Origin of the sequence: Paenibacillus kobensis NBRC 15729 (genome assembly GCF_004000825.1) — a bacterium.
Taxonomy (GTDB): domain Bacteria; phylum Bacillota; class Bacilli; order Paenibacillales; family Paenibacillaceae; genus Paenibacillus_T; species Paenibacillus_T kobensis.
In genome coordinates this window covers 18,427-28,643 of sequence record NZ_BILZ01000064.1, presented here as the reverse complement: position 1 = coordinate 28,643, position 10,217 = coordinate 18,427, and the positions used below count along the sequence as shown (strand labels likewise).

Annotated in this window: 12 protein-coding genes; all 12 read left to right on the top strand. The window is 55.5% G+C overall.

The window, feature by feature from the left end; genetic code table 11:
* The first annotated feature begins 225 nt into the window (after positions 1-225).
* The 12 genes from yabN to PKO01S_RS24755 all read left to right on the top strand — a co-directional run bounded on the left by yabN (position 226) and on the right by PKO01S_RS24755 (position 10,179).
* On the top strand, positions 226-1,764 hold the full coding sequence (yabN, locus tag PKO01S_RS24810) for a bifunctional methyltransferase/pyrophosphohydrolase YabN (protein WP_127534137.1): 1,539 nt from the start codon (positions 226-228) through the stop codon (positions 1,762-1,764).
* A gap of 194 nt (positions 1,765-1,958) precedes the next feature.
* Positions 1,959-2,231, top strand: a complete 273-nt coding sequence (locus PKO01S_RS24805) for an HU family DNA-binding protein (protein WP_127534136.1) — start codon at positions 1,959-1,961, stop codon at positions 2,229-2,231.
* Positions 2,232-2,234: 3 nt separating this feature from the next.
* Positions 2,235-2,513, top strand: a complete 279-nt coding sequence (locus tag PKO01S_RS24800; protein WP_127534135.1) for an RNA-binding S4 domain-containing protein — start codon at positions 2,235-2,237, stop codon at positions 2,511-2,513.
* A gap of 244 nt (positions 2,514-2,757) precedes the next feature.
* Positions 2,758-6,045, top strand: a complete 3,288-nt coding sequence (locus PKO01S_RS24795; protein ID WP_164779751.1) for a cadherin repeat domain-containing protein — start codon at positions 2,758-2,760, stop codon at positions 6,043-6,045.
* A 51-nt stretch (positions 6,046-6,096) separates the two neighbouring features.
* Positions 6,097-6,639: a GNAT family N-acetyltransferase gene (locus PKO01S_RS24790; RefSeq protein ID WP_127534133.1), complete on the top strand. Its 543-nt coding sequence runs from the start codon at positions 6,097-6,099 to the stop codon at positions 6,637-6,639.
* 26 nt (positions 6,640-6,665) lie between these two features.
* Positions 6,666-7,181 (top strand): phage tail protein, encoded by a 516-nt coding sequence (locus PKO01S_RS24785; protein WP_246070727.1) that lies wholly within the window; start codon positions 6,666-6,668, stop codon positions 7,179-7,181.
* A gap of 55 nt (positions 7,182-7,236) precedes the next feature.
* A complete protein-coding gene (locus tag PKO01S_RS24780) occupies positions 7,237-7,740 on the top strand; it encodes a phage tail protein (protein ID WP_127534132.1) in 504 nt (167 codons plus the stop codon).
* Positions 7,741-7,757: 17 nt separating this feature from the next.
* Positions 7,758-8,276, top strand: coding sequence for a phage tail protein (locus tag PKO01S_RS24775; RefSeq protein ID WP_127534131.1), 519 nt, complete (start codon positions 7,758-7,760; stop codon positions 8,274-8,276).
* A gap of 56 nt (positions 8,277-8,332) precedes the next feature.
* Positions 8,333-8,617, top strand: a complete 285-nt coding sequence (gene yabP, locus PKO01S_RS24770) for a sporulation protein YabP (protein ID WP_127534130.1) — start codon at positions 8,333-8,335, stop codon at positions 8,615-8,617.
* Positions 8,614-9,237 (top strand): spore cortex biosynthesis protein YabQ, encoded by a 624-nt coding sequence (yabQ, locus tag PKO01S_RS24765; protein ID WP_127534129.1) that lies wholly within the window; start codon positions 8,614-8,616, stop codon positions 9,235-9,237. The genes yabP and yabQ overlap by 4 nt, the downstream gene beginning before the upstream one ends.
* A 17-nt stretch (positions 9,238-9,254) precedes the next feature.
* Positions 9,255-9,566, top strand: a complete 312-nt coding sequence (locus PKO01S_RS24760; RefSeq protein WP_127534128.1) for an FtsB family cell division protein — start codon at positions 9,255-9,257, stop codon at positions 9,564-9,566.
* Positions 9,567-9,696: 130 nt separating this feature from the next.
* Positions 9,697-10,179 carry a S1 domain-containing RNA-binding protein gene (locus PKO01S_RS24755; protein ID WP_127534127.1) on the top strand — a complete coding sequence of 161 codons (483 nt, stop codon included), beginning with the start codon at positions 9,697-9,699 and terminating at the stop codon, positions 10,177-10,179.
* The last annotated feature ends 38 nt before the right edge of the window (positions 10,180-10,217 follow it).

The following is a 10,217-nucleotide window of genomic DNA, read 5'->3' as shown; positions in this document are numbered from 1 at the left end:
CGGCGCAGGCGCTGACGGGCGTAGCCGTCGGCGCCGCGGTATTCGCCGCCGCGCTGCTGCGCAGCGGCGGCATAGACGCGCGCGAATGGCGCGCGCTGCCGGGCGGCGGCAAGCTGGCCGCCCGGCTGAGGCGGATGCGGCTTATCCGGTGAGGCAAGCCGCATCCGCGTAAGCGATCGGCCGCCGCGCGAATAGCGGCGCCGGCACGATGAGGAGGAACGATCGATGGCGACGAAATCCACATTGACCGTCGTCGGGCTTGGGTCCGGCGATGCGGATCAACTGACGCTCGGCGTCTGGCGCACTTTGCAGAATGCATCGCGCCTATACGTGCGAACCGAGAATCACCCGATGATGAGCCTGCTGCGTGACAACGGGATCGGCTGCGAGTCGTTCGACCGTCTATACGAGCAGTACGATAATTTTCCTGAAGTATACGAAGCGATCGCTTCGGAATTGATCCGGCTGGCGCTGGAAGACGGGCCGGATGAAGCTGGCGCAGCTTCTGCTCCTTCCGGTTCGGCAAGCTCCGCCGCAGGCATTGTCTACGCCGTTCCAGGCCATCCGATGGTGGCGGAACGGGCGGTTCAGCTGCTGCGTGAGCGGTGCGGAGAGGCGGGCGTCGAGCTTCGTATCATGGGGGGCGAGAGCTTCCTGGATCAAGCGTTCGTCCGTCTCGGCTTCGATCCGATCGAGGGCTTCCAGCTGCTCGATGCGACGGATCTGAAGCCGTCGCTGCTGCAGCCGCTGCTTCATACCGTCATTGGGCAAGTGTATGACGTATTCACGGCCTCCGATCTGAAGCTGACGCTCATGGAGCGCTACCCGGACGATCATCCGGTTATCGTTGGCCATGCGCTTGGCGTGCAGGGCGAAGAGCGGATCGAGCGCGTGCCGCTGTACGAGTTGGACCGGATTGAAGGCTACGGTAATCTGTCGCTGGTCTGGATTCCGCGTTCGGAGGACGAAGCGCTGCAGAACCGTTCGTTTGACCGGCTGCATGAGATTGTCTCGATCTTGCGGAGTCCGGAAGGCTGTCCTTGGGACCGGGAGCAGACGCACCAATCGATTCGCAAGAACTTCATTGAGGAACTGTACGAAGCGCTCGAAGCGATCGACAACGACGACCCGGACAACATGCGGGAAGAGTTCGGCGACGTGATCCTGCAGGTGATGCTGCACAGCCAGATGGAGGAGGAAGTCGGATCGTTCAGCGTGTACGACGTTATTCAGACGTTGAACGAGAAGCTTATTTTCCGCCATCCGCATGTGTTCGGTGACCGCGGGGCGGACAACGCTGAGGAAGCGCTCGGCAACTGGGAGCAGATGAAGGCCGAGGAGAAGAAACGCAACGGCACAGCCGAACAGCGCAAGTCGCTGCTCGACGGCATTCCGCGCGATCTGCCAGCGCTCATGAAGGCGTACAAGCTGCAGAAGAAAGCGGCGAAGGCAGGCTTCGATTGGGACGATCTGGATCCGGTATTGGCCAAAATCCAAGAGGAGCTCGGCGAGCTTCGCGAAGCCGCAGCGTTAGGCAGTGCCGATGAGAAGATCGGCGAGCTGGGAGACCTGCTGTTCGCGGTCGTCAATGCGGCAAGATTCGTCGACGCCGATCCGGAAGAGGCGCTTGCTCGTACAAACGCAAAATTTATGCGAAGATTCGCTTATATCGAGGAGCGGCTCCGTATAGAAGGCAAAACTTTTGACCAGACTGATTTAATAGAAATGGACCGGTTTTGGGAGGAAGCAAAGTCGAAAGAATAGCGCTAATTTCGCCTTTGTTCGCTAATATGCGGCGCCATTCTTCATAATTCGCAAATTTTTTTAAACATTTAGCAGGATTTATTTAGCATCAGGAAGAAATACTAGTGAGCCTAACGGCGATACTTCCCGAGACGCATCGACTTCCGGGACCATTTCTATGATTCTAACCGATGATCTATAGGAGGCAATTACGAATGAACAAGACGGATTTGATCAACAACATTGCAACGAAAAGCGGTTTGACGAAGCGCGACGTAGAAGCTGTACTTAATGGCTTCCTCGGCGAAGTGACGGATGCGCTCGCTAGCGGCGACAAAGTACAACTGATCGGCTTCGGCACATTCGAAACTCGCACTCGTTCCGGCCGTACGGGCCGCAACCCGCAAACGGGCAATCCGATCGAGATCGCAGAGTCCAAAGTCCCTGCATTCAAAGCCGGCAACAAACTGAAGGATGCAATCAAGTAATACATGCGTTTAGATAAGTTTCTCAAAGTATCGAGGCTGATCAAGAGGCGCACCGTCGCGAAGGACGTATCCGAGCAGGGGCGCGTCTGGCTGAACGGCCGAGAGGCCAAGCCCAGCAGCACGGTGAAGCTTGGAGACGAGCTGACGATCCAATACGGGACGAAGCTGGTGACAGTCCGCGTCGAGCGGCTGGCCGAATCGACCCGCAAAGATGAAGCCGGAGAGCTCTATACTTTAGTGAAAGAAGAGACGCGCCAGCCTGAAGCTCAGGATTGGCCGTAACGAAAGACCGCTCTGCAGGTCCGGTGTGATATCACCGGCTTGCGGGCGGTTTTTTTATTGCGTCTAGGCGAAGATTGATAAAAAACCGATACAATTAATAGAAGGAATATAGTAAAAGCGAGCGGCGTATGCTAGCATTGATATAGCCATATTTTACTAGTTAAATTGTTTAAACTTCCAGTCATGGCCTTTCACCTAGATGTTGTTGCATACCTTTATTCTTAGCTTAATAAGGAGGGTATTCATGAAGCTTCATCATCTTGCGAAATTGCTGCTCGCGGTCATGGTGGCCGCCGTCTTGCAGCCGCTGCTTGTAGTACCGAAGACGCAGGCGGCGGGAGCCGTGCAGACAAAAACGATCGATCTGTTGGTGGACAAATCGGTGGACGCAGTAGACCCATGGCCTGGAGGTGTTGAAGATTCAGGCAGGCATATCGTTGGATACCAATGGTATGGCGGCGTCAAGTACGGGGACTCCAGAATGTATATGAAGTTCCCGGTCGATGCGGCCCAGATTCCGGCAGGCGCCGTTATTCAGAAAGCGGAGCTGGTACTGAATGTTCATTCCGTCAGCCGGACGGGCGGTTTGCCGGCGATGGCGTTCAGAGTGTACTCGTCGAATGAGACCAGTTGGGCGCCGGCCGACCGGTCGGTTCCTGCTCCAGGCTCATACAGCCTGATGGGCTCGTTCGTCGGCCGCAATGCAGCGGGAGTCGACCAAGACGTTAAAGCCGGCGTCATCAGACTTCCTGTCACGAATGGCGTGAAGGATTACTTGAGCAATAACCCGAGCGCTTCGCTCATGACGGTCATCTTCGAGGGACCTACCGAGCAAGAGCTTAAGAATGCCGGGATCAATACCGATAGGGAGATTGACGATTTGGCTTATGTTTACGCAGAGGAGCATGGTGCGAGCTTCGCTGCGGACCTGTATGTCGAGTACACGCTGAATACCGCTCCTACTTCGTTAACCTTATCGAATGCCAGCGTTCCGGAGAACAGTCCGGCAGGCACAGCAGTAGGAACTTTGAACGGTACGGATGCAGAGGGCGGAACGCTGACGTACAGCCTTGCGGCAGGAGGCACGGACAATGCGTTATTCCAGGTTTCCGGCAACCAACTGAAGACGAATGCGGTCTTCGACTACGAGGCGAAGAATAGTTACGCCATTAAGGCGCAGGTAGCCGATTCCGCAGGGCTGACGCGAACCCAGGACTTCACGATTAGCGTAACGAATGTGAATGAGGCTCCGACGGGTTCAATCGTGATTAACGGAGGCAGCCTGTACACGAACAATTCGTCGGCAGCGCTTACGCTAACAGGATCGGATCCGGACGGCAATCCGCTGACGATGAGCTTCTCCAACGATAATTCGGTATGGAGCGCCCCGGAACCGTTCGCGACGTCGAAGTCGCATACGCTTTCAGCCGGAGACGGGCTGAAGACGGTCTATTACCGGCTGACGGACGGCGCGCTGACCTTTACGGGCAGCAGCACGATTACGCTGGATACGGCTGCTCCTGCGGGCACTCTGAAGATAAATAATGGGGATGCGGTCGCTCTGTCGAGCGATGTGACGCTGAATTTGACAGCATCCGACCTGACTGCAGTCCAAATGCGTATCTCCAACGACGCAACGGCGTGGAGCGCGTGGGAAGCTTTCGCCTCTGTGAAGCCATGGACGCTTTCGGCAGGAGGCGGAGTCAAGACGGTGTATGTGCAATTGCGCGACGTAGCGGGCAACGTATCGGCAATAAGCGATACGATTGATGTTGATACGACGCCGCCGGACGGCAGCTTGACGATTGAAGGCGGCAAGGCGGCCGTCAATCATGCTGCGGTACAACTGCAGCTTGCGAATCCAGACTCCTCTGCAGTATCGATGCAGTTCCAGAATGAGTCTGGCGCATGGAGCGGATGGGAGCCTTATGCAGCGGTGAAGAGCTGGACGCTTTCCTCGGGCGACGGGCCGAAGACGGTGAATGCGCAATTGAAGGATGCAGCGGGGAACACTGCCTCGTTCTCTGACGGCATCGTACTCGATACGGAGCCGCCGGCCGTTACAGGCGTTGTGAACGGCGAGCGGACGAACCGTGATGTGACGGTTACGTTCGATGGCGAAGGCGTACTTGATGGCTCATCAATCGATAGCGGTGACGTGATAACAGCGGAAGGCGCGCATACGCTGACGGTTACCGATGAAGCAGGCAATGTCACGACGGTTACATTCACGATCGACAAGACGGCGCCGGACGGTTCTCTCGCGATTAACGGCGGCGCTGGTGCTGCGAACAGTACATCGGTCAATCTCACCGTATCGAACCCTGACGGATCGGCCGTACAGATGCGTTTCTCGAACGATGGCACGACATGGAGCGAATGGGAGACGTATGCGGCAGCGAAGACCGGGTGGACGGTCAGCGGCGGCGACGGTACGAAGACGGTGTATGTCGAGCTGAAGGATGCCACAGGCAACGTATCGCAGGCAAGCGACAGCATTGAGCTCGACACGGCTGCCCCGGGCGGTGCGGTAACGATCGCCGGCGGAGCCGATTATACGAATCAATCGGCGGCGCAATTGCAGATCGCGAACCCGGACGGATCAGCCGTACAGATGCGCTTCTCGAACGATGGCGCGGCATGGAGCGAATGGGAAGCATTCGCGACGGCGAAGAGCGGCTGGGCGCTGACGTCTGGTGACGGGCTTAAGACGGTTTATGTTGAACTGAAGGACGCACTTGGCAATTCAGCCCAATTCAGCGACACGATTACGCTCGATACGGCTGCTCCTGTAGTCGACGGTGTGACGAACGGCGGTCTGTACAATACAGATCAGACGATCACCTTCCTTGAAGGCCAAGGCATACTGGACAGCGCGTCTTTCACTAGCGGCAGCACAGTAACGGCCGAAGGCGTTCATACGCTGACGGTCACGGATCTTGCAGGGAATCAGACAACGGTGACATTCGAGATCGACCGGACAGCGCCGGCTGTCACAGTCGTCATTAACGGCGGGGCAACCTACGCGAATGCGTTGTCGGCCGCACTCGCCATTACGTCTGACGGTACGGCTAGCTTAGTGCGGTTCTCGAATGACGGGACGACATGGAGCGGTTGGCTGAACTTCTCGCCGAGTACGGTGTGGACGTTGGCTGCTGGAGACGGATTAAAAACGGTCTACGTCCAGATTAAGGATGCGGCAGGCAATACCGGGGAAGGAAGCGCCTCGATCCGCCTCGATACGACGGCGCCGACTGGCAGCGCCGTGATCAACGCCGGTGCACCGTATACGACCGGCGCTGATGTAGTCGTCGTCGTGACGGCAAGCGATGCAGGCTCATCGGCGTCAGGCATATCGCAGATCAGCTATTCGATCGATAACGGAGTGACGTGGAGTGCGTGGACGCGGTTTATTCCGACACTTTCGGTTAAACTGCCAAGCGGCAAGGGCGCGAAGACCGTATTGGTCAAAGTCAAGGATGCTGCAGGCAATGAAAGTGCTCCGTTCTCCGATAGCATCACGCTGCGCTAGCTATAACAGCGAGAGCCAAACTATTTTTCAAAAGAAGGTTGATTGCATTTCATGCGGGAATTCGAGATCGAGCGGCTGCTGACAGCGGTCGCCGCTGCCGGGGTGGGCGAAGAACGCTCCGGCGGCGGCATTCAGCTGTCGCTCACACAACCAGAAGATCCTTTTATGCTGGCCGTGTATGAAGCGGTCCGCAGAGAAGAGATGGCACAGTGGGGATGGGACGAAACCGCCGCGGTTTCGTTCATTGCCATGCAGTATGACATGCAGCAGCGCTCCTACGCGATGCATTATCCGGAATCGAAGCTGTTTACAGTTTTGATCCAAGGTGCGACCGTAGGGAAGCTGCACGTGGCGGACGATTTGGAAGCGGTAACACTGGTCGATGTCGCCCTTCTGCCGCAATATCAAGGACAAGGGCTAGGAACAGCGTTGGTACGCGGCTTGCAGCGATACGTGCAAGAGGCTCGTAAGCCGCTGCGGCTGACGGCGAATGCCGGCAGTCGTGCTTCAAGACTATACGAGAAGCTGGGTTTTCGTATTCTTGAGGCGAATGAAGTGGTGAGTAGAATGGAGTGGCAAGAAACCGGTTACTAATTTGACAACAGAGGAGAGGTTACAAAGTGGAACCGTATGTAGGAGAAATTCGAATGTTCGCAGGCAGCTATGCTCCACTAGGTTGGCATCTGTGCGACGGGTCGATTCTGTCGATCAGTGAGAATGAAGTGCTGTATACGCTGCTCGGTACGACGTATGGCGGTGACGGACAAACAACGTTCGCATTGCCGGATTTAAGGGGTAGAGTGCCGATCGGTCAAGGGCGCAGTAGTACAACGGGTACGAACTATGCGCTCGGCCAACAAGCAGGCACCGAATCCGTGACGTTGATGTCTAACCAGATGCCTGTCCACTCGCATACGCCGATGGCGTCATCGCTTGTCACATCTAATGATCCGACGGGAGCGGTGTGGGGAACCAGTGAGACGCAGGAGTACGTTGAGCTCGCCGGTGACAACAAGGCGATGAATCCCGCATCCGTATCCGTAACCGGCGGCAGCCAGCCGCACGATAACATGATGCCGTATTTGCCAGTCGGCTTTATTATCGCGCTGAATGGTATTTTCCCTTCGCAAGGTTAATCATTAGGGCAGTCGAAAACCGGGAATTATTACATAATTGGGAGGTACATCATTAATGGAACCGTTCTTGGGAGAAATTCGAATGTTCGGCTTTGGCATTGTGCCTAGAGGCTGGGCGGTTTGCAGCGGACAAATATTGAGCATACAGCAGAATCAGGCCTTATTCTCGTTATTAGGCACGCAGTATGGCGGCGATGGCAGAACGACCTTCGCACTGCCGAATTATCAAGGCCGGGTGCCGGTTCATGCCGGGAGCAGTATGCCGGTAGGAACGGTTGGCGGGGAAGAAAATCACACGCTAACCATCAACGAAATGCCGGCCCACAACCACAGCGTGATGGCCAGTAACGGTGACGGTACCGCCAAAGTGCCGGCAGGTAAGACGTGGTCGGTGCCGGCGGACAAATCGAGTGTGTTCTCGACTGGTACGCTGGACAAGGTAATGTCGGGCGCGGCAATCGGCACGGCTGGAGGCAGTCAGCCTCACAGCAATATGCAGCCTTATTTGACAATCAATTTTTGTATTGCGCTTCAAGGCATTTATCCTTCGAGACAATAGATTAGGGGGCATTCATCATGGCAGATGCATTTATTGGCGAAATCAGAATGTTCGCGGGCAATTACCCGCCTAACGGCTGGCTCTTTTGCGACGGGTCCTTGTTGCCGATTCAGCGCTTTACCACTTTGTTCTCCATACTAGGAGTGATGTATGGCGGAGATGGCAAAACGACCTTCGCGCTGCCTAATCTAACAGGCCGTGCACCGATGCATTACGGACAAGGTCCTGGATTGACCCCTAGAAATCAGGGTGCTGAGGACGGCAGTCCGTCGGTAACGCTGAATCAGAGTGAGATTCCCGCTCACGTCCATGTTCCGCAGGGCGGAGGCAGCGGTAATTCAGTCGATCCAAGCGGAGCAAGCTGGGGCGGATTGGGCAGGACCGGCACTTCGTTGTATGCGGATACGCCTAACGTAGCCATGCATCCGCAAGCGATTCAGCCGACAGGCGGATCGGTAGCCCATAACAATATGCAGCCGTACCTGGCATGCAGCTTTATTATTTGCTATAACGGCGAGTTCCCGCCGCGTTCATAGGCGTTCTAAATGCGTCCCCTCCTTCATAGGCTAGTCTCGAAGGAGGGGACGCGTCCATGTTGGAACCAAACAAAGGTCAGAAGCGGCAGGAAATGAAGATGATGAACCGCAAGCTGCTCGAATTGACGGGTGTGTTGAACGTCGACAGCTTCGACAGCGAGGAATTTCTGCTGGAGACCGATCTCGGATTCCTGACCGTCCGGGGGCAGAATCTGCATATGAAGCATCTTAGCCTGGAGCAAGGGCAGGTTGCAATCGAAGGGCTGATCCATTCACTCGCCTACTTGGATGGCAGCTCGCAGACAAAGTCCAAAGGGCTGTTCGGGAAGCTGTTCAAGTGAACTTAACGCTCAGTGAACAGTGGCTTACGATGGGCTTAATGCTGCTGTCCGGCATCGGCATGGGTGTCGTCTTCGACGGTTATCGCGTCGTCTCGCACGAGCTGCGCTTCGCCAAGTGGACGCTCCCCTTGTTCGATTTGCTCTACTGGGCGGCAGCGACGGTCATCGTGTTCCAGGTGTTGTCTGCCGGCAACAATGGCGAGGTGCGGGCATACGTATTTCTGGGACTGGCTATCGGGGTCATTATTTATTTCCTAATGCTCAGCCGGGCGGTTATCGCTATCGTCCGATGGATCATCGAGGCGATCCGCTATTTAATCGGCCTGGTTATCCGCTTGTTCGACTTGTTCATCTGGCGGCCGCTTAAGGCGTTGTACAAGCTGGGCAAGGTGCTGTTCGGGTTTTTGGTGGCACTTACTATATTCTCTTTCAAAATTGTGGTACAATTGATCCGTCCTTTCTGGCTTCTTGGCCGCTGGATGTTAGGGCCGCTGCTGCGGCCGCTAATTAAGCGAGTGCAACCCGTTATTGCAGGGTGGAAGCTGAAAGAGAAGACGGCACGAATCACTCAGCGGGCCGTTCAGTGGTGGAAGCAGACATTCGGCCGTACATCGAAGTGAAAGGTGGTACAGTGTTCATGGCGAATGAAAGACGGCAATCTGGACAACCAGCGGCATCCGGCTCGAAGCGGCGTATGCGGTTCTATTTTGCCGGTATTGTAATCTTCTCATGTTGGGCATTGTACGCGCTAATTAACCAAGAGCACCGGTTGAATATCGAGTCGGGCCGGCTGGCGGAAGCGAAAGAGAAGAAGGCAGCCACCGAGCAGCAGATTTCCAGCGTAAAACAGGAAATTGAGCGCCTTCGCGACCCTGAATATATCGGTCAACTCGCGAACAAGCAAGGCATGATTCGTGAGGGCGAGAAAGTGATTGAGGTCACAGAATAGACGCTAGACCTTATAAAATCGGGTTTTTCGTCTGTTGACCTTGCTTTCTTCGTTAAGCTATAATCACTTTAGTAAGGTCTTTCTCTAAAGACCATCATGTATAATTCCTTAGGGAGGAACGTTTTCTTTTATGGCAATTGAAGTGGGCGCAAAGTTAGAGGGTAAAGTGACAGGCATCACGCATTTCGGAGCATTCGTCGATTTGTCTGGAGGCGTGACGGGTCTCGTTCATATCTCCGAGATAGCCGACAACTACGTTAAGGACGTCAAGGATCACCTGAAGCTGGATGATGTTGTAAAGGTGAAAGTCATTAATGTCGACAAAGACGGCAAGATCGGCTTATCCATCAAGCAAGCCATCGACCGGCCAGAAGGACAACCGGTACCGCAAGCGCGCGAGCCGCGTCCAGGCGGATTCAACCGGGGCGGCGGCGGCGGTGGACAAGACCGCGGCGGACGCCCGTTCAAATCATCCTCTGGTAAAGCGCCGTATGGAAAACCGTCATTTGAAGACAAAATGTCGCGCTTCCTGAAAGACAGCGAGGAACGCATTTCTTCCCTCAAGAAAAACACCGAGGGCAAACGCGGCGGTCGCGGTGCCAAACGGGTATAAACAGCATATGTGCGGATGCAAAGCAGAACCTACGGGTT